Raw genomic sequence first — 18,310 nt, 5'->3', positions numbered from 1 at the left:
ATGACAACGGAAACACAGACTCCCGCGCTGCGCGCGACCGATCTTGTCAAGGCCTACCCCGGGTCGGAAGCCCGTGCCGTCGATGGCCTGAACCTGGCCATCCCGCGCGGGATCGTCTACTGCTTGCTCGGCAGGAACGGCGCCGGTAAGACCACCACCATCCGCATGGCGACCACACTGTTGGCACCCACCAGCGGGGAGCTCGAGGTGCTCGGCATTCCCGTCGACAAGACCAAGGAGCTGCGCCCCCTGATCGGCGTGGCATTGCAAGAGGTGGCGCTGGACCTGTGGATGTCGCCGGTCGAGCAGATCCGGATGAGCCTGGCGATCGCGGGCTGGCCCAAGGCGCAGCGGAAGGCCCGCGAGGAAGAACTCATCGAGCAGTTCGGCCTGGGCAGCTACCTCAACCGGAAGGTAGGGGCGCTCTCGGGCGGTATGCGTCGCCGCGTCGATGTCGCGCTGGCGGTAGCCCATAACCCGCAGATGCTGTTCCTCGACGAACCGTCCAGCGGGCTGGATATCGAAGGCAAACAGGAGGTTTGGAATGCTATCCGGCTGCTGCGCTCCGAAGGGCGCACCGTCGTGCTGACGACGCACGATATGGATGAGGCGGTGTCCCTGGCCGACGAGGTGGGCATCGTCAAGAGCGGTCGGCTGGTGGCCTCGGGATCCACTCAGGAGTTCACCCGCAGTCACGGCTATGCGGTCGAGATCTCCGCGGATGGTGGCATATCCGAAGATACGGCCATTGAGTTGGCGGCCGCGGGTTACGCCGTGCAGCGGAATGATTCCGGCGCGCTGTCGGGAACCTTGGATTCCGCCTCGGCCTCGGAGTTGGGGGCTTTGAGCGCCCAACTTGACCGCATCGGCCTGGGTGCGGCCAATATCGAAGTGCGGTCCACCTCGCTGCGCGACGCATTCCTGGAGGTGACCCAGTGAGCGCCTTGTCCAATACCGCAAGGCTTTTCCGCCGTTATGTCGTAGTGGGACTGCGGCAGCCGGTGTTCGGATTCATCTTCCCGATCGTCTTCCCGGTTGTGCTGGTGATCTTCGTGCGATCGATGTTCCAGCGTGTTGCCGACCTCCCGGGTTTCCCGCTGTCCTCGTACACCGCGTATATCGCGCCCGGGCTCATCATGCTCATCCCGATGCTCGGTGCCGGGTACGGGGCCGGAACGCTCATCGACGAGATCAGATCGGGGTTCACCGACCGGCTGCGGCTCTACGGTGTGTCGACCGGCCAGATCATGGCGGCCAAGATCGGCTTCGAGATGTTCCGTATCCTGCCGGCAGCGGTCATTGTCATTGCCCTGCTGGCCTTCCTGGACGCACCACTGCGGGCGGGCCTGCTGACCGGGATTTTCCTTGTCCTGGTGATGTTCCTGTGGTCGGCGGCATACAGCTCGCTGTTCTACCTGGTGGCACTGCGCACCCTCAACCCGCAGGCTCCGGCGGCGATGCTGCCGTTGGCACTGCCGGTGCTATTCGTCAGTCAGGCGCTCATGCCCTCGGTGTTCCTGTCCGACTGGCTCAGAATCAGCATCAACGCGAACCCCTTCTCGCACATCGTGTCCGCCGCGTCGACCATCATGTACGGCGATTTCGACGCGATGGCCGTTGTGAAGGGTTCCCTGGTGGCCCTCGGCATGTTCGCCCTGCTGCAAATCCCCATCCATCTGGTGATCCGCCGAAAAATAGGTAAGTAGAAGGCTTAGAAAGAAAATGGAAACTACTTCAGAAGTCCGCGAGTTCCTCATCGAGTTCATCGCCGAGGAACTCGAGATGCCCACGGGTGATGTCAACGACTTCTCCGAACTGGTCGGCGACCTCGGGTTCGACTCGTTGTCGTTCGCGGTGGGGGTCTCGGAGATCAAGGGCCGCTTCGGTATCCAGCTGACCAAGGACGATGTCTTCGAATGCAAGACGCTCGGGGCATTGATCGAACTGGTGGAGAGCCGCCTGTGATGAGCCGCTCGCGGGAAGAACGTCCGACTTCGAACCCGGTTATCGACAGGCTGCGCGCCAGCGCGGCTGTAACCCAGCGCGGTCTCACCTCGGCGCCCAGCGCGGCCGACGGGACATCGCTTTTGGGCGAGCTGCGCACCGTGCCCTGGGCCGACGTGCATCAGAGGGGACTGCGCATCGCGGGCTCACTGCAGGCGGCGGGGGTGCGCCCCGGCGACGCCGTGGCCGTATTAGCCGGTGCCCCTGGTGAAATCGCACCGTTGGTGCAGGGCATCTGGATGTCCGGCGCCTCCGTGACGATGCTGCACCAGCCGACCCACCGGTCCGATATGCAGCTGTGGATCGAGGACACCGGCCTGGCGCTGGCCGCGGTGGGCTCCGCGACTGTGGTGGTGGGTGACCCGTTCCTGGCGGCTGCCGGTCAATTCGGGGCCGTCGGTGCCCGTGCGCTGGAGCTGCCGGGCCTGCTGGCAGGTACGCCGGGGGAGATCACCAATGTCGACCAGGACGCTGTTGCCTTCTTACAGTTGACCTCCGGGTCCACGGGCACGCCAAAGGCTGTCAGCATCACCTACCGCAATATCGAGGCCAACCTGCGGGCGATGGTCAGTGCCTCGGGCGCCGACCCCGAATCTGATGTGGTGGTGAGCTGGCTGCCGCTCTTTCACGACATGGGCATGATGGGTTACCTGATCGTCCCAATGTGTCAGGGGCTGAGCACCGTCAGCGTGACCCCCATGGACTTCCTCGGTGACCCGCTGCTGTGGGCCGAGCTGATCAGTACGTACCGCGGCAGCATGACGGCCGGGCCCAACTTCGCGTACTCACTGCTGGCCCGTCGGCTGCGCAAGGCACCCGACGGCGCATACGACCTGTCCTCGCTGCGGTTTGCGCTCAGCGGTGCCGAGGCCATCGATGTCGCGACCCTGGAACGCTTCACCACCGAGGGCGCCCGGTTCGGCATGCGGGCGGACGCCATCGTCCCCGCCTATGGCATGGCGGAGGCCACCTTGGCGGTGTCCTTTGTGCGCCGCGGCGAGCGCTACCGGGTGTGTCCGCCGCATCCCGATCTCGTCGCAGCCCAGGGCGACGAGGCCAGTTCCCGTGTTGCGCTGGGTCTTCCGCTGCCCGGCTGCGAAGTACGGGTGGTAGACGGGGACCGCTCGGTGCTGCCCGCGGAGGCCATCGGCGAGCTCGAGATCCGCGGTGAGAACGTGACCGCGGGGTACCGCACGGCGGCCGGGTTCGAGTCAATGCTCGACGCGCAGGGCTGGCTACCCACCGGCGATATCGGATATCTCACCGAGGACGGGCAACCCGTGATCTGCGGGCGCAAGAAGGACATCCTGATCATCTCGGGCCGCAATGTGCACCCGGAGGACATCGAGAGATCCGTCGCCGGGGTGTCGGGAGTCCGTTCCGGCGGTATCGCCGCGGTCCGCCTGTCCACGGCGGCGGCCGGGGAGGGGTTCGCGTTGGTGGCCGAATCGGCACTGCATGCCGATACCGCCGAGAGCGCGCGCATCCGCGCCGAGGTGGCCGACCGTGTGTACCGCACCCTGGGGGTGAGCCCGCGTGATGTCCACGTGGTCCCGGCGGGATGGATTCCCAAGACGTCCTCGGGGAAGCTGCGGCGACGGGAGACCTCCGAACGGCTGAAGAGGTGTGAACCGGCCCGATGACGACACGGGATCAATTCCTCCGTGTCCGCACCTGGATGCCCGAAGGGCTTCGCACACTTGGTGATCGCGGCGCGCGATATCTGCGGCACCATCCGATCGCCGCGCTCACCACCGTCGGCGAACAATTCGTCCTCGGTGTGCACACCCTGCGGTACTTCGTCGCCGACCTGGTGACCGGCCGCTTCCCGTGGGCAGAGTTCGTGCGGCAGGCCGCATTCATGGCGGGCACGGCCGTGGTGCCGACGGTGCTGGTGGCACTGCCCATTGGGGTCACGCTGTCCATTCAATTCGCGTTGCTGGCAGGGCAAGTCGGGGCGACCTCGCTGGCCGGTGCGGCCAGTGGTCTGGCGGTGGTGCGGCAGGCCGCTTCATTGGTGGCGGCGATGCTGCTGGCCTCGGCGGTGGGCTCGGCAATGACTGCCGACCTCGGGTGCCGCACCATGCGAGAGGAGACCGCGGCCATGGAGGTCATGGGCGTGTCGGTGGTGCGGCGGCTGGTGGTGCCGCGCTTCGCGGCGGCCATCGTCGTCGGTGTGGCGCTCACCGGTGTGGTCTGCTTCGTCGGCTTCCTGGCCAGTTATCTATTCAACGTGTACGTACAGGGTGGTGCCCCAGGAAGTTTCGTCACCACGTTCGCATCGTTCGCGACCACGGGTGATCTGGTATTGGCGCTGCTGAAGGCTGCGGTGTACGGGGCCATCGTGGCGGTGATCGCCTGCCAGAAGGGATTGGCTTCGCACGGTGGCCCGACCGGGGTGGCGAATTCGGTGAATGCGGCCGTCGTGGAATCGGTCCTGTTGCTCATGATCGTCAACGTCGTGGTGAGCCAGGTCTACACCATGCTGTTCCCCAGGGCCATGCTGTGACGGCCACGCTACCGGTCCGCCGAGCCTCTCTGCAGCCCATGGCATTCAGCGCAGATGCCGCAATGAGGCCGCTGGCGCGGTTCGGCCATATGGTCACCTTTTTCGTGCATGCCTTCCTGGCGATCCCCATCGCGCTGCGCCGGTACCGCCGTGAATTCCTGCGCCTCCTCTCCGATATCACCTGGGGCAACGGGTCGATCGTCGTCGGCGGGGGAACGGCCGGTGTGGTGCTGGTGCTCGGTATCACGACGGGCGCCCTGGTGGCCATCGAGGGCTACAACTTCCTGGAGTTGATGGGCCTGGGCCCGGCCACCGGTGTCATCTCCTCGTTGGTGACCACGCGCGAACTCGCCCCGATCATGGCCGCACTGGCCTTCGCGGTGCAGGCGGGATGCCGTTTCACCACCCAGCTCGGCTCGATGCGTATCTCCGAGGAGGTGGATGCGATGGATTCCCTTGCCATCCGGCCGATCCCGTACCTCGTCACCACCCGCCTGCTGGCGTCGGTGGTCGCCATCATCCCGCTCTACGTGGCCTGCCTGACCATCAGTTATCTGTCCTGCCAGGTCATGGTGGGCATCGTCAGCGGCGGCTCGACGGGGCCATACCTGCACTACTTCACGCTGTTGTCCAGCGGCACGGATATCGCCTACTCGGTGTTCAAGGCCATTGTCTTCGTCTGGATAGCCTCGGCGGTGCAGTGCTACTACGGCTTCTGCGCCGACGGCGGACCGGAGGGTGTCGGTATCGCGGCAGGGCACGCGATGCGCGCCAGCATCACCGCGGTGATCGTCGTCAACATGCTGCTCACCATGGCGCTGTGGAGTGTCGACTCCGGCGCCCGGTTCGGGGGATGACGTGACGAATCACCTTGATAGTCACTATGACCTGGATGGCGCGCTCTTCTCGCGCCGCCAGCTGCTGATGCGCGGGGGCGCCGCGCTGGCCGTCGTCGCCGTGATGACCTCGGCTCTCCTGGTCAAGTCCACCGGTGCTCTCGACCGGTACGTGAACATCGTCGCCGAACTCCATAACGTGGGTGACGGCTTGCCGCCACGATCCGACGTGAAGTACCGGGGTGTGCTCGTCGGTGCCGTCGAGGCCGTCACCCCGGCAGCCGGTGCCCAGCCCAACCGGGTGCATGTGCGGCTGAAACCCATGTACGCCAACTCGATCCCCGCGACCGTTACCGCACGCGTGGTGCCCAGTAACGTCTTCGCCGTCTCCGCGCTGCAGCTCGTCGACCGGGGACCCGGTGCGCCCATTCGTGAGGGTGGGCATATTGGTGAGGACACCAGGCTCCCGACGGTGCTGTTCCAGACCACGGTCAACAAGCTGCGCGAGATCCTCACCGCCGCTGGCCGCGGCCGGGGTGACAACACAGTCGGCATTCTGGCGGCGGTCGGGGCGGCCACTAACCACCGGCGCACCGAACTACTCACCAGTGCAGCACAACTCGACCGCATCCTGGATCAGCTCAATGCCATCGTGGCGACCGACCAGGGGCCCTCCACGGTATCGGCGTTGGTGGACGCGGCACGCGGGCTCTCCCAGACCGCACCGGATCTGGTGGACGCGCTGCACCAGGCCGTCGGGCCCATGCGCACCCTCGCCGAGAAACGGGACCAGTTCCGCACCTTCATCGGTGCCGGGGTACACACCACCGGTACCACCGCGGAGTCGCTGCGCAATCACACCGACCAGCTCATCCAGATCACCACCGACCTGACCCCGGTGTTGGGCGTGCTGGCCGATAACGCCCAGCATTTCGTGCCGATCACGCAGCGCATCACCAAGTTCTCGGACACCTTCTTCCAGGAAGTGTGGGATCCCGCGCTGACCACTGCCCGGGGACGGGTCAACCTGTCGTTCACCCCGTCCTACACCTACACGCGGGCCGACTGCCCGCGCTACGGGGAATTGAAGGGGCCCAGCTGTTTCACCGCGCCACAGATCGCGGTGCGGCCCGATCTCCCCGAAGTATTGCTGCCGCAGAACTACCATCCGCCGGCCAACCTGGCGCCGCCGCCCGGCACCGTGGTCGGCCCCGACGGCAATCTCGTCGCCGTCGCTCCGCCACTGGTCAATCCCAACCCGGACCTGCGTGACCCCAACCCGCCGGTGCCGTCGTGGCTGACGCCCGCCCCGCCGGTACCCGGCAGCGCCGATCCGGGCCAACCGACCGCTGCGCCGGCATCCTTCGGCGGGAATGTGGGCCCCGTCGGCAGCGCTCAGGAACGCGGCCAGCTGGGTCGTCTGTTAGGGCAGCCGGCAACGGCGGCAGACCAGCTCGTGCTCGGGCCCATCGCCCGCGGCACCGCCGTGACCCGAACCCAGGTCCCGCATAACGAGGGAGGTGCCCGATGAGGCGCACGACAACGCGCGGCCCCGTGATTGGGCTCGCCGTCTTCCTGGTGATCGCCACGGTGCTCACGTGGTTGGTGTACGTGACCCTTCGTCGGGACGTCAAGGGCTCCACGGTGTCCTACGCGGCAATGTTCACCGATGTCTTCGGTTTGCGCGAGGGCGATGACGTGCGTATCGCGGGAGTCCGCGTCGGCCGGGTCCAGCGTATCGAGCTCAACGGCACGCTCGCGAAGGTGAGTTTCGCCGTCCAGGACAGCCAGCGACTCCCCGGAGGCGCCACCGCGTCGGTGACGTACCAGAACATCGTCGGGCAGCGGTATCTCGCACTGGCACAGGGAAACACCGGCCCGGCAGGCCTGCTCGCACCGGGTGGTGTCATCCCCGTCGAGCGCACTGAGCCCTCCTTCGATATCGGCACCCTGCTCAACGGGTACGAGCCGTTGTTCGCGGTGCTGGACTCCGCGCAGGTGAACAACCTCACCCAGGCAGTCATCGGGTCGCTACAGGGAGATACCGCCGCCTTTGCGACCCTGGTGGACCAGACATCGACGCTGACAAAGACATTCACGGGTCGTGACGATGCCCTGGACCATGCGATCGCGAGCCTGGACCGTGTGGTGGGCAGCCTCGCGGCGCAGAACCGAGATTTCGAGGGCGCCATCGCCGCGACCCGTCAGGTGGTCGGCCAGTTCGACAGCCGCAGGCCGGAACTGGTGTCCTCGGTCGGCAAGATGACCGAAGTGGTCAGGAATCTGTCCCGGATCGCCAGGGACGTCGACCCACCCCTGCACGAATTGCTCACGCGCGAGCCCGGTTACACCCAGCACATGCTGGACATCGAGCCGCAGCTTGCCTACACGGGGCTCAACACGCCACTGTTCTTGAAGGGTCTGGCGCGCATGTTCGGAGAGGGCTCGTATATGAATGCCTATGCGTGCGATGTGAATATCTACGGATTCTTCCCTGGGCTCAACGACGTCGTCCCGATCATCGTCAACGCGGCCACCCCGGGCGGCAAGGCGAAGCACACGGCACGCTGTAGGAACGCCGGCGATGGCGGCTGAGATGATTAGGCCACGCTGGCTCTCCTCTATTCGTAGGCCGCTGGACTCCTACAACAAGACCTGGCTCGGCGTCGGCGCAGTGACCGTCATTGTGGTGCTCATCGGTGCGCTGCTGCTGGTGAAGGAACTGGGAATCGGGTACAAGCAGTTCACCGCCGAATTCCTCCAGGCCGCCGCGCTGCGGCCGGGGAACATCGTCACCATCGCGGGTGTGCAGGTCGGTTCGGTGACCGGCGTGCGGCTGGCCGGTGACCGTGTGGAGGCCACTCTGCGGGTCCGCGACCACATCCCGGTGGGCGACGAGGCACGGGCGGCCATCAAGATCACCACGTTATTCGGTTCCCGGTATGTCGATCTGCGGCCCGCGGGTACGGGTATGCCGGTGGGTCGACGGATCAACCTGCAGCACACCGAGGTTCCCTACGATCTCCAGGCGGCACTCGCCGATTCCACCCGCACCTTCGAACAGGTGGATGCCGACCGCATCGCCTCCTCGCTGAACGTATTGGGCACCCAGCTCGATGGCCTGCCGCACGTGGTCCCGCAGGCCATGGAGAACGTGCGCGCCCTGTCCTCGGTCATCGCACAGCGGCGCGAACAGCTGGGCACGCTGCTGACCAGCACCGAGCACGTCACCAGCATGCTGCGTCGCCAGCAGTCCGATATCGGCACCTTCATCCGCCAGGGACAGGAGTTGGTGGGGGAGTTCGTGGCACGCGCGGCCGCCTTCCACGCGATGATGCGCTCGCTGCAGAGCATCGTGGGCTCACTGCGCAGCATCGTGGTGGGCGACCACCGTGCACTCGACGGTGTCATCCGCACCATGGAAGAGCTCAGCGGCAAGCTCGCCGAGCAGGATGCCTTGTTGCGCAACATGCTCCAGATCGCTCCCGTGCCCATCAGGGAGATTGCCAACGCCACCGGATTCGGCAACTCGATCGAGGCCAACCCGCCGGGGGGCGCTCTCATCGACTCGTGGATGTGTGCGATCAGCGGCCGAGCCAAGCAATTCGGGATGATCGAGTACTTCAAGGACTGCCAGTGACCAAGATTCGCACAATGCTGCTGCTCGGGCTGGGGCTGCTCGCCGTCACCGCGACGACCGTGGGTGCGGCGTGGTCCGTCGCGCGAGTCGATGGAACCATCACTGTCACAGCCCAATTCGACAGCGCCGCCGGACTGTACCCGGGCAATGTGGTGGCGGTTCTCGGCATGCCCGTGGGGCAGGTCGCCAAGATCACCGCCCGGGGCGGGTACGCGGAAGTGGAGTTCACCGTCGACAGGCAGGTCAAGATCCCCGCCGATGTCCAGGCAGTCACGCTCTCGACATCCATCCTGACCGATCGTCAGATCGAGCTGTCGCCGCCATACCGCGGCGGGCCGGTGCTGCGCGACAACGACACCATCGGCCTGAACCGGACCAAGACCCCGGTCGAATTCGACAGGGTGCTCGGCATGCTCGACAAACTCTCCGGTTCACTGCACGGTGATGGTGCGGGCGACGGGCCCATCGCCGCGGTGCTCAACGCCGGTGACGGTGTCGCGGCCGGGAACGGTGACCGGATCAAGACGGCGCTGGACGAGCTGTCCCGGGCATTGCGGCTCGGCGCCGACGGCGGGGCTCATACCCGCGAGCAGATGACCGCGATCGTCAAGAATGTCAGCGGCCTGCTGGATGCGGCGGCCCGCAACGATGCCGGTCTGCGGCAGTTCGGAACCACGGTGCGCCAGCTCAGCGACATCCTGGCGCGCGAGAACTTCGGCTCGGGTAGCACCGGTCGACAGTTTAACGATGTGATCGAGCAGACGGGGAAGCTCTTGGAGTCCAATCGGGATGCCATCCACAACGGTATCGTCAACGGCAACAAGAGCATCCAGACGGTATATGACCGGCAGCGGGAGGTCGCCGAGTTCTTCGACGTGCTGCCGCTGATGGCCGATAACCTCTACAACGCCATCGACCAACGCAACGGCGCGATACGTGCCCACTTCCTGGCCGACCGCATGGTCTTCGACGGGCAGATGGCCAAGGAGATCTGCAATATGCTGGGATTGCGTCAACTTGGTTGCAGCACAGGGACATTGCAGGACTACGGCCCCGACTTCGGGTTGACCTACATGCTCGACGGTCTCGCGGCGATGGGGCAGAAATGATGGCCGCCTCCTGCCGCGTGCTGTGTGCCCTGGCGGTGGTGTTGGTCGGCGCAGGGTGTTCCACCAGTGGCCTGGCCGACCTGCCGCTGCCGGCCCCAGGGTTGGGGTCCGGGGGATACCGGTTGACGGCCGTCTTCGCGAATGCGCTCAATCTCCCCGAGCGCGCCAAGGTGAAACTGGCCGGTGCCGATATCGGCGAGGTGGAGTCCATGGCGGCCCGCGATTTCCGTGCGGTGACAACCCTGCGGATCCGGGATGACGTCACGCTCCCGGCGGGCAGCACCGCGCAATTGCGCACCGCCACACCCCTCGGCGATGTGTTCATTGCCGTCACCCCGCCGGAACAAACCGGCGGCGGCATTCTCTCGGACGGCGACACCATCACGATTGACCGGACTGGGGCGGCCGCGACGGTGGAGTCGGTCCTCAGCTCGGCGGCGATCCTCGTGAATGGCGGCGCGGTGCACAACCTCACCAACGTCGTTAACGGTATGGGCCGGGCCGCGGGCCCGAACGGGGAGGCCTTCGGGCAGATCATCGGCAAATCGAATGAGCTGCTGGGCAAGCTGAATGTCCGCACTGGGCAGCTGGACGCCGCGATGACCGAGACGGTCCGGCTGGCCGAGGCGCTCGACGGAAAGAACGAGGAGCTTGCGCAGGTACTGCAGGCGGCGGCCCCGGCGACGTCGACTTTGCGGGATAACGCCGACCAAATCTCCAATCTGGTTCTGCTGCTGGGTGACATGGCGCAGGAGTTGAGCAGGTTCCCGTCCATCGCGGGTGCCGATACCAGCGGTCGCAGCGTTGTCGCCGACGCGAATGCCATCTCCCGGGCCTGGAATGACGTGGTGCTGGATCCGGAGACCAGCCTGCTCTCGCTCAACCATCTGTACGCGCCGTTCATCAAGATCACCGCGGGTTCGGCCATCTCCGGCAGTGCCGGTATCGATCGCCTCGTGCTGGGCGCGATACCGGATGCGGGCTTCGGGGGCGACCCGGGCTTCCACGGCCCCAAGCGGTACGACTGGGGCAAGCTCGTCGGGACCCTCAAGTACTCACTGTGGCGGTTGCAGGAACGCGTGGTGGGTCAAGGGCCTGCGGCGCAGGAGGCCCCGCGATGAGCCGGGCCTGGGTGAGTGGCTTGTCGTTGGTGTTCACGCTGGCGGTCTCCGTCACCTACTTGCTTGTCGGGGTGCTGCACATCAGGCCGCTGGCATCGACCTACCCGGTGACCATCCAGCTCGCCGAATCCGGTGGCCTGTTGCCCAATCAGGACGTGACGCTGCGCGGGGTGCGCATCGGCTCGGTCGACTCCCTGACCTTCACCGGCCGGGGGGTGAACGCGACGGTGAGCGTTGACGGCGGCGTCCGCGTCCCCGCCTCTAGCTCGGTGCGGGTGTCCGGGCTGTCCCCGGCGGGTGAGCAATACCTCGATTTCTCCGCCGGATCCGATGCCGGCCCATTTCTCTCTGCCGGGGATGTGATCACTTCGGACCGCACCGCCATCCCGGTCACGCCGGCACAGCTGCTGGCCCACGCCGACGGTGTTCTCGCCCAAGTGGACCCGGCCACGATCGAACGCATCAAGAAGGAACTGAGCCTGAGCGCCGAGGGGCCGCGCAAGCTCACGGCGATCGTCGACGGCGGGGTGTTCTTGCTCGCCACCCTCGATTCGGTGCTACCCGAGACGGTGAGCGCAATTCGGGACAGCCGGACGGTGCTATCGGCGGCGGTCGATGTCAACGGCGGTATCGCGGCCACCTCTCGTAACCTGCGCGGCACTCTCGCGGGCATCAATGCGATGGACGGCGGCTACCGGAAACTCATTGACCAATCCCCGCGGGTGCTGGGGGCGGCGGACAATCTCTTCACCGATAACTCCGGCACCATGGTGCAGCTGCTGGCGAACCTTGCCGCCAACGCGCGGCTGTCCTATGTACGGGTACCGGCGCTGAACGCACTGTTCCCCGACTATCGCGGCTCGGCACTGGAGGCGTTCATCAGCACCATGCACGACCACGGGCTGTGGGTGACCGCCGATTTGTATCCGCGGTACGCCTGCGATTACGGCACCCCGCGGCACCCACCCTCCTCGGCCGACTACCCGGAGCCGTTCTTGCACACCCACTGCCGCGATGACGATCCCGCCGTATTAGTCCGGGGTGCCAAGAACGCCCCGCGCCCGGCGGGGGACGACACGGCTGGCCCACCGGCCGGTGCGGACCTGGGTGCCACCGCCGACCCGACGCCCCGCGGCCGGTACACGATCCCGACGCCCTACGGCGGCCCGGCGCTGCCTATCGAGCCACCGAGGTAGTAGATGCCGGCGAACAATCCACACTCGCCTCCTCCTTCTGCTGCAGGACGGGCGGTGAACATCCGCCGGATCGCGTTCACCTTCGACGGAGCGTCTCCTTCGCGACGGCATTTCGTCGCGGGCGATATCGCGATGAGCCACCTGGTTGCCTTGCTGTCCGGCTTCTTTCCCTCGGGGGAGGAGTTCTTCATCCAGTCGGTACGGCGCTATGACAGCCAGATCGTCGACCCCGTGCTCAGGAAGCAGGTCGCCGGATTCATCGGGCAGGAGATGACGCACGGGATCCAGCACCGCGAGCTCAACACGCAGCTGGTTCAGCGCGGCTACTGGGCCACCGGGTTGATGGACAGGGTGGGCACGCGGCTGGTCAAGCGGATGATGCAGAACAGAGACCGGCTACCGGATCGGGTGGCCCGGTCCGCACTCGCGGTGACGGCGGCGGTCGAACACCTCACGGCGGTACTCGGGGAGCAGGTGCTCAGCATCCCGTGGATACAGCAGCAGCTGACCGATCCCGAGGTGCGCGCGATGCTCAACTGGCATGCCATCGAGGAGATGGAACACAAGTCCGTCGCCTTCGATGTGTATCGCCACGTAGGGGGCACCGAGCGCATGAGGATCGGGGCGATGGCCGTTACGCTGGCCCTTTTCCTGAGCCGAACGCTGATCCTGCTGGCCTCGATCCTCACCGATCCGTGGGCGTGGCGCCATCCCGCGGCGACCCTGCGCAGCATCGTCACGCTGCCGCGCACACCGCTGTTCGCCGGGCTCGGGGCCAAGATCCGGTGCTACCTGCGCTCCGGCTTCCATCCCGACGACATCGACCACGGCCCCCTCCTGGAGAAGTGGCGCGACGAGTACTTCGGCCCCGAGGGCATTCTGCTGGACCATCTGAAGTAGCTGCTAGAAGCCACCGAGGTAAAAGGCGCTTTGCGCGGCCCTTAGGCTGTTCAGGTCAATTACTTGCAGTCTTGTGGACCTCAAGAGGAGCCTGAGCAGATCGTGGCCGCCAAGCCGAACGCCGCCGGTAAGAAGATCGAGGCCGTCGTCAACCTCGCCAAGCGCCGGGGACTGGTGTACCCCTGCGGCGAGATCTACGGCGGTACCAAGTCGGCATGGGATTACGGCCCGCTCGGTGTGGAGCTCAAGGAGAACATCAAGAAGCAGTGGTGGCGTTCCATCGTCACCAGCCGCGACGATGTCGTGGGCCTCGATTCCTCGGTGATCCTGCCCCGCCAGGTCTGGGTCGCCTCCGGTCACGTCGAGGTGTTCAACGACCCGCTGGTCGAATGCCTGAACTGTCATAAGCGTCACCGGCAGGATCACCTGCAGGAGGCGTACGCCGAGAAAAAGGGGATCGACGATCCCGAGTCGGTGCAGATGACCGACATCGTGTGCCCCGACTGCGGCAACAAGGGTCAGTGGACCGAGCCGCGCGACTTCAACATGATGCTCAAGACGTACCTCGGCCCCATCGAGACCGAAGAGGGTCTGCACTACCTGCGTCCCGAGACGGCGCAGGGCATCTTCGTGAACTTCAAGAACGTCGTCACCACCTCGCGCCAGAAGCCGCCGTTCGGTATCGGCCAGATCGGCAAGAGCTTCCGCAACGAGATCACGCCCGGCAACTTCATCTTCCGCACGCGCGAGTTCGAGCAGATGGAGATGGAGTTCTTCGTCGAGCCGTCTACTGCGCCCGAGTGGCACAAGTACTGGATAGACACCCGGCTGCAGTGGTACGTCGACCTGGGCATCGACCCGGAGAACCTGCGACTGTACGACCATCCCAAGGAGAAGCTGTCGCACTACTCGGACGGCACCGTCGATATCGAGTACAAGTTCGGTTTCAGCGGTAACCCGTGGGGTGAGCTGGAAGGTGTGGCGAACCGTACCGACTTCGACTTGTCCACGCATTCAAAGCATTCCGGTGAAGACCTGTCGTACTACGACCAAGCCGAGGATCGCCGCTACACCCCTTACGTGATCGAGCCCGCGGCCGGCCTCACCCGCTCTTTCATGGCCTTCCTGGTCGACGCGTATCACGAGGATGAGGCCCCGAACGCCAAGGGCGGCGTGGATAAGCGCACGGTGCTGCGTCTGGATCCGCGCCTGGCGCCGGTCAAGGCCGCGGTGCTGCCGCTGTCGCGTAATGCCGATCTGAGCCCGCGCGCCAAGGCGCTGGCCGCCGAGCTGCGCCAGTACTGGAACGTCGACTTCGACGATGCCGGTGCCATCGGCCGGAGGTATCGTCGACAGGACGAGATCGGCACCCCGTTCTGCGTCACAGTCGATTTCGACTCGCTTGAAGACGACTCGGTTACCGTCCGCGACCGCGACGAGATGACCCAACAACGCATTCCGATCGGCGGCGTGGCCGATCATCTCGCCAAGACACTCAAGGGCTGTTAGCCGAGGAGACTCACATGACCGATATCGCCACCGATCCCGCCCTGGCCCCGATCGCCGACCCCGCCGCCGAGGCCGAGGTCCGCGCTAACGATCGTGGACACGTGTTCCACTCCTGGTCGGCGCAGGCAGCGATCGACCCGCTGCCGATCGCCGGCGGGTCGGGTGCGACGTTCTGGGATTACACCGGCAAGGAATACCTCGACTTCGCCTCGCAGTTGGTCAATCTCAATCTGGGACACCAGCATCCGCGCCTGGTCGAGGCTATCCAGCGTCAGGCCGGCCGGCTGGCCACCATCGCGCCCGCCTTCGCCAACGACGTGCGCGGTGAGCTCGCCCGGCTGGTCGCCGAGCGTGCCCCCGGCACCCTCAACAAGGTTTTCTTCACCAACGGCGGCACCGAGGCCGTGGAGCACGCGGTGCGCATGGCACGCCACCACACCGGCCGTCGCAAAGTGCTTGCCGCATACCGCAGCTACCACGGCGGCACCACCACCTCGATGTCGCTGACCGGTGAGCCGCGCCGTTGGGCCAATGATCCCGGCGATAACTCGGTGGTGCGCTTCTTCGGCCCCTACGCCTACCGTTCGGTGTTCCACGCCACCACGCCCGAGGAGGAAACTCAAAGGGCGCTGGAGCATCTGGAGCAGGTGATCGCGCTGGAGGGCCCGCCCACCATCGCCGCGATCATCCTGGAATCGGTGGTCGGCACCAATGGTGTGCTGGTGCCGCCGCCGGGTTACCTGGCCGGCGTGCGGGAGATCTGCGACCGGTACGGCCTGGTGTTCATCGCCGACGAGGTGATGGTCGGGTTCGGCCGGTTCGGGGAATGGTTCGCCATCAACGCCTTTGACGTCGCCCCTGACCTCATCACCTTCGCCAAGGGCATCAATTCGGGTTATGTGCCGCTGGGCGGCGTGGTGATCTCCGATGCCATCGCCACCAGCTTCGATCACACCCCGTACCCGGGTGGCCTCACGTACTCCGGTCACCCGCTGGCGTGCGCGGTCGGCGTCGAGACCATCAAGGTGTTCGAGGACGAGAAGATCCTCGAACGTGTCCGCGATCTGGGTGAGCGCGTGGTGCGCCCGGAGCTGGAGCGCTGGGTGGACACCCACCCGAGCGTCGGCGAGATCCGCGGCCGTGGCCTGTTCTGGGCCGTGGAGCTGGTGCGTAACAAGGAAACCCGCGAGCCGCTGGTGCCGTTCAATGCCAGCGGCGAGGCGGCGGGACCGATGAATGCCTTCGCCGCGGCGTGCAAGAAGAGCGGCCTGTGGCCGTTCACGCACTTCAACCGCACGCATGTGGCGCCTCCGCTGATCATCAGCGAAGAGGATCTGCGGCGTGGGTTGTCGATCCTCGACGAGGCGCTGAACGTCGCCGACGGATACGCCGACTAGAAGCGGCCGCTACCGCCGCGGTAGCTCATACCGGAGGACCGGGACGAGCCGCCGTAGGACGAGGACCCCGATCCCGACCACGAGCTGTGATGGCCTGATCCGCCGCTGAGCATGCCGCGAAGGATCCCGCCGATCACCGCGCCGGCGACATTGCCGGCCACGTCGCCTGCGACGCTGTATCCGCCGGAATTGCCGTACCCGTTTCCGTAATACGAGCGTGCATTCTGCGCTTCCTGTATCGCGCGGCGCTCTGCCTGGGCGGCTAGTTCGGCGGCGCGGTTGGCGAGCAGGATGGCCTGCGAGGGATTCGAGCCGCGCGCGGACTCGGCAGCTGCAATCTGGCGCTCCGCCTCCGCGACCTCTCCGCGAGCGACCGAACCGACGGCTCCGCGATGCAAGCCGATGTACCCACCGGCCGAGCTCAGCCGTTGTCGCGCAGTGGCGATCGCCTGATCGAGGGCACGAGCCCGGCGTGCGGCGGCCTCGGTCTCCTCCTGCACGGCTGCCAACAGTTTGTCCAGCTCGGCATCGGCCTGTGCCAGATGGGTATAGGCGGTGAGCGGATCCGACGACCCGATCCGTTCGGCGTCCGCGGTGGCGGCCACTGCGGCGTCATGCGCTTGGGTCAGTTCGGCGAGGGTCTCGCCGCTGGGGACGGAGCCCTGCTTCTGAAGTTCCTCAGCCTTGGCGATACCGGATTTGGTGTCGGCGATCGCGGCGGGCAGCGTGTCGGTGGCGCGGCGGATGTCGGTGGCGGCGTTATCGACGGCATCCAGCAGCGCGCCGGCCTGTGTCAGTGCGGATTCCGCGCCACGGATGGCGTCGACCAGGGCCATCTGCTGGCCTTCAATGGCGCGGGAGGCGAGTTCGCGCCCGTGGGTAATACGTGAATCTGCGAAGCTGACCCGCTCGCGGGCCTCCGTGATGTTGTCGGTGATGGACGCCAGCGCCGTGCCGTCGAACTCGGTATGCAGTTGTGCGAGAACCCGCTCCGACTCCGGTGTACGGGCAGTCACCGACACCACCTGCTGGGTGAGGCCGTCGAGCTTTGTGGGTGCGTTGATGACCAGGTTCCGCAACGCATCGAAGGCGGTGGACTGTTCATCGAGCGTGCGGTCCGCGCGTGCGGCGGATGTGATGACGTCGATGAGCAGGCGGCGTTGTTCGGTGGGTGTTTCCGGGATTGCGTCGTCGAGCTGTTTACGCACGGAGAGTGACAGCGCCAATGTTGCTTTCGCGGTTTCGACGGCCTTGTTGAAGGGCGTGGTCTGCTCGGTGCCGAACTCCTCGACCGCCAACGCGAGCTCGGCCTCGCTGGTGCGCACGGCGTTGTCGACGTTCACCACAATCGATTTGGACAGGCCGTCGAGTGCATCGACCGATTGTCTTGCGAGGGCTTCGGGATCGGAGGGATCGATGCCCTTGGCCGCCTCAAGTTCCGCCTTGCGGCGTGCTCGGGTTCTGAACCAGGAGTACAGCATGAACGCCCCGACGATGAGGGCGCCGAAGGCGAGTGCGCCCAGGATCGGCTTCCACGGAACCGAGAACGACGAGGAGACGGCGGAGTCGAGGCCGTTGGCAGCACCAATGGCGGCGCCGTCCCAATCCGACTTGCGCAGCGCGGGTTCGATCGTGTTGGAGCGCAGGTTCGCAACTTCGGAGTCAGTGACGTTGTCGATGCTCGAGGGGACCATAAAGGTGTAGGCCTGGTCTTCGGTCGCGACCGCGAGCAAGGCGTCCCGGTCCCCGAAACTGCTCTTCTTCATCGTCTGGTTGGCCCAGTCCGCGGCATCGATGCCGCCGAAGTCCTTGACGTAGACCACCCAGAGCCGCACCTTCTGCTTCTCATAGAGCTGGTCGACGGCGGCTCGCACCTTGGCGGGGCTTTTGAGCGCCCCGGCTCGGTCGGTGACGTAGCCGGGTATCCGGAAGGGTGGATCGGCGGTCGCCGCCGGTGCCATCAGCAGGGCCGGGGCAAACACCATGAACACCGCGATCAGAGATCCCAGCAGGCTCCCTTTGAGACCGAGCAGACGCATGGTCGCCAATCTAGTGCCTCGCGAGGCACGCCGACCCGTCCTGGCAGACT

At 65.9% G+C, this 18,310-nt stretch carries 16 protein-coding genes; 15 read left to right on the top strand and 1 reads right to left on the bottom strand.

What is annotated here, in order from left to right:
* The 15 genes from AB0H22_RS08740 (at position 1) to AB0H22_RS08670 (ending at position 16,221) form a co-directional block, all read left to right on the top strand.
* The gene (locus tag AB0H22_RS08740; RefSeq protein WP_358146316.1) at positions 1-939 is read left to right on the top strand and encodes an ABC transporter ATP-binding protein; all 939 of its coding nucleotides are present in this window, start codon (positions 1-3) and stop codon (positions 937-939) included.
* Positions 936-1,706: an ABC transporter permease gene (locus AB0H22_RS08735; protein ID WP_358146314.1), complete on the top strand. Its 771-nt coding sequence runs from the start codon at positions 936-938 to the stop codon at positions 1,704-1,706. Before AB0H22_RS08740 ends, AB0H22_RS08735 begins: the two co-directional genes overlap by 4 nt.
* A 16-nt stretch (positions 1,707-1,722) precedes the next feature.
* Complete coding sequence (locus tag AB0H22_RS08730) at positions 1,723-1,965, top strand: phosphopantetheine-binding protein (RefSeq protein WP_030095215.1); 243 nt, start codon at positions 1,723-1,725, stop codon at positions 1,963-1,965.
* A complete protein-coding gene (locus tag AB0H22_RS08725) occupies positions 1,962-3,647 on the top strand; it encodes a fatty acyl-AMP ligase (protein ID WP_358146309.1) in 1,686 nt (561 codons plus the stop codon). The genes AB0H22_RS08730 and AB0H22_RS08725 overlap by 4 nt, the downstream gene beginning before the upstream one ends.
* Positions 3,648-3,784: 137 nt before the next feature.
* Positions 3,785-4,513 carry an ABC transporter permease gene (locus tag AB0H22_RS08720; protein WP_180751926.1) on the top strand — a complete coding sequence of 243 codons (729 nt, stop codon included), beginning with the start codon at positions 3,785-3,787 and terminating at the stop codon, positions 4,511-4,513.
* Between the two features lie 38 nt (positions 4,514-4,551).
* Positions 4,552-5,370: an ABC transporter permease gene (locus AB0H22_RS08715; protein WP_358146307.1), complete on the top strand. Its 819-nt coding sequence runs from the start codon at positions 4,552-4,554 to the stop codon at positions 5,368-5,370.
* A 67-nt stretch (positions 5,371-5,437) separates the two neighbouring features.
* Positions 5,438-6,880 carry an MCE family protein gene (locus AB0H22_RS08710; protein WP_358146690.1) on the top strand — a complete coding sequence of 481 codons (1,443 nt, stop codon included), beginning with the start codon at positions 5,438-5,440 and terminating at the stop codon, positions 6,878-6,880.
* Positions 6,877-7,944 (top strand): MCE family protein, encoded by a 1,068-nt coding sequence (locus tag AB0H22_RS08705; protein ID WP_180751830.1) that lies wholly within the window; start codon positions 6,877-6,879, stop codon positions 7,942-7,944. The genes AB0H22_RS08710 and AB0H22_RS08705 overlap by 4 nt, the downstream gene beginning before the upstream one ends.
* Complete coding sequence (locus tag AB0H22_RS08700) at positions 7,934-8,989, top strand: MCE family protein (RefSeq protein WP_358146305.1); 1,056 nt, start codon at positions 7,934-7,936, stop codon at positions 8,987-8,989. Before AB0H22_RS08705 ends, AB0H22_RS08700 begins: the two co-directional genes overlap by 11 nt.
* 14 nt (positions 8,990-9,003) lie before the next feature.
* Positions 9,004-10,098 carry an MCE family protein gene (locus AB0H22_RS08695; RefSeq protein WP_358146689.1) on the top strand — a complete coding sequence of 365 codons (1,095 nt, stop codon included), beginning with the start codon at positions 9,004-9,006 and terminating at the stop codon, positions 10,096-10,098.
* Complete coding sequence (locus tag AB0H22_RS08690; protein WP_358146303.1) at positions 10,095-11,219, top strand: MCE family protein; 1,125 nt, start codon at positions 10,095-10,097, stop codon at positions 11,217-11,219. The genes AB0H22_RS08695 and AB0H22_RS08690 overlap by 4 nt, the downstream gene beginning before the upstream one ends.
* Complete coding sequence (locus AB0H22_RS08685; RefSeq protein WP_358146301.1) at positions 11,216-12,415, top strand: MlaD family protein; 1,200 nt, start codon at positions 11,216-11,218, stop codon at positions 12,413-12,415. Before AB0H22_RS08690 ends, AB0H22_RS08685 begins: the two co-directional genes overlap by 4 nt.
* A 3-nt stretch (positions 12,416-12,418) precedes the next feature.
* On the top strand, positions 12,419-13,315 hold the full coding sequence (locus tag AB0H22_RS08680; protein WP_358146299.1) for a metal-dependent hydrolase: 897 nt from the start codon (positions 12,419-12,421) through the stop codon (positions 13,313-13,315).
* Positions 13,316-13,417: 102 nt separating this feature from the next.
* Positions 13,418-14,824, top strand: coding sequence for a glycine--tRNA ligase (locus AB0H22_RS08675; protein ID WP_358146297.1), 1,407 nt, complete (start codon positions 13,418-13,420; stop codon positions 14,822-14,824).
* A gap of 14 nt (positions 14,825-14,838) precedes the next feature.
* Positions 14,839-16,221, top strand: a complete 1,383-nt coding sequence (locus tag AB0H22_RS08670) for an aspartate aminotransferase family protein (protein ID WP_180751835.1) — start codon at positions 14,839-14,841, stop codon at positions 16,219-16,221.
* Here the strand turns inward: AB0H22_RS08670 and AB0H22_RS08665 are convergent.
* The gene (locus AB0H22_RS08665) at positions 16,218-18,260 is read right to left on the bottom strand and encodes a TPM domain-containing protein (RefSeq protein WP_358146295.1); all 2,043 of its coding nucleotides are present in this window, start codon (positions 18,258-18,260) and stop codon (positions 16,218-16,220) included. The genes AB0H22_RS08670 and AB0H22_RS08665 overlap by 4 nt on opposite strands.
* Positions 18,261-18,310: the final 50 nt, after the last annotated feature.

Source organism: Mycobacterium sp. NPDC050853 (genome assembly GCF_040653875.1).
In the GTDB taxonomy this organism is placed as follows: domain Bacteria; phylum Actinomycetota; class Actinomycetes; order Mycobacteriales; family Mycobacteriaceae; genus Mycobacterium.
The sequence above is the reverse complement of the archived record's forward strand: the minus strand, read 5'-3'. Positions and strand labels throughout refer to the sequence as shown.

Excerpts from the sequence above, each read along its gene's own strand:
- AB0H22_RS08740 (WP_358146316.1), top strand. The coding sequence starts at position 1 with ATGACAACGGAAACACAGACTCCCGCGCTGCGCGCGACCGATCTTGTC.
- AB0H22_RS08730 (WP_030095215.1), top strand. The coding sequence starts at position 1,723 with ATGGAAACTACTTCAGAAGTCCGCGAGTTCCTCATCGAGTTCATCGCC.
- AB0H22_RS08715 (WP_358146307.1), top strand. The coding sequence starts at position 4,552 with ATGGCATTCAGCGCAGATGCCGCAATGAGGCCGCTGGCGCGGTTCGGC.
- AB0H22_RS08710 (WP_358146690.1), top strand. The coding sequence starts at position 5,438 with ATGCGCGGGGGCGCCGCGCTGGCCGTCGTCGCCGTGATGACCTCGGCT.
- AB0H22_RS08705 (WP_180751830.1), top strand. The coding sequence starts at position 6,877 with ATGAGGCGCACGACAACGCGCGGCCCCGTGATTGGGCTCGCCGTCTTC.
- AB0H22_RS08700 (WP_358146305.1), top strand. The coding sequence starts at position 7,934 with ATGGCGGCTGAGATGATTAGGCCACGCTGGCTCTCCTCTATTCGTAGG.
- AB0H22_RS08695 (WP_358146689.1), top strand. The coding sequence starts at position 9,004 with ATGCTGCTGCTCGGGCTGGGGCTGCTCGCCGTCACCGCGACGACCGTG.
- AB0H22_RS08690 (WP_358146303.1), top strand. The coding sequence starts at position 10,095 with ATGATGGCCGCCTCCTGCCGCGTGCTGTGTGCCCTGGCGGTGGTGTTG.
- AB0H22_RS08685 (WP_358146301.1), top strand. The coding sequence starts at position 11,216 with ATGAGCCGGGCCTGGGTGAGTGGCTTGTCGTTGGTGTTCACGCTGGCG.
- AB0H22_RS08680 (WP_358146299.1), top strand. The coding sequence starts at position 12,419 with ATGCCGGCGAACAATCCACACTCGCCTCCTCCTTCTGCTGCAGGACGG.
- AB0H22_RS08670 (WP_180751835.1), top strand. The coding sequence starts at position 14,839 with ATGACCGATATCGCCACCGATCCCGCCCTGGCCCCGATCGCCGACCCC.
- AB0H22_RS08665 (WP_358146295.1), bottom strand. The coding sequence starts at position 18,260 with ATGCGTCTGCTCGGTCTCAAAGGGAGCCTGCTGGGATCTCTGATCGCG.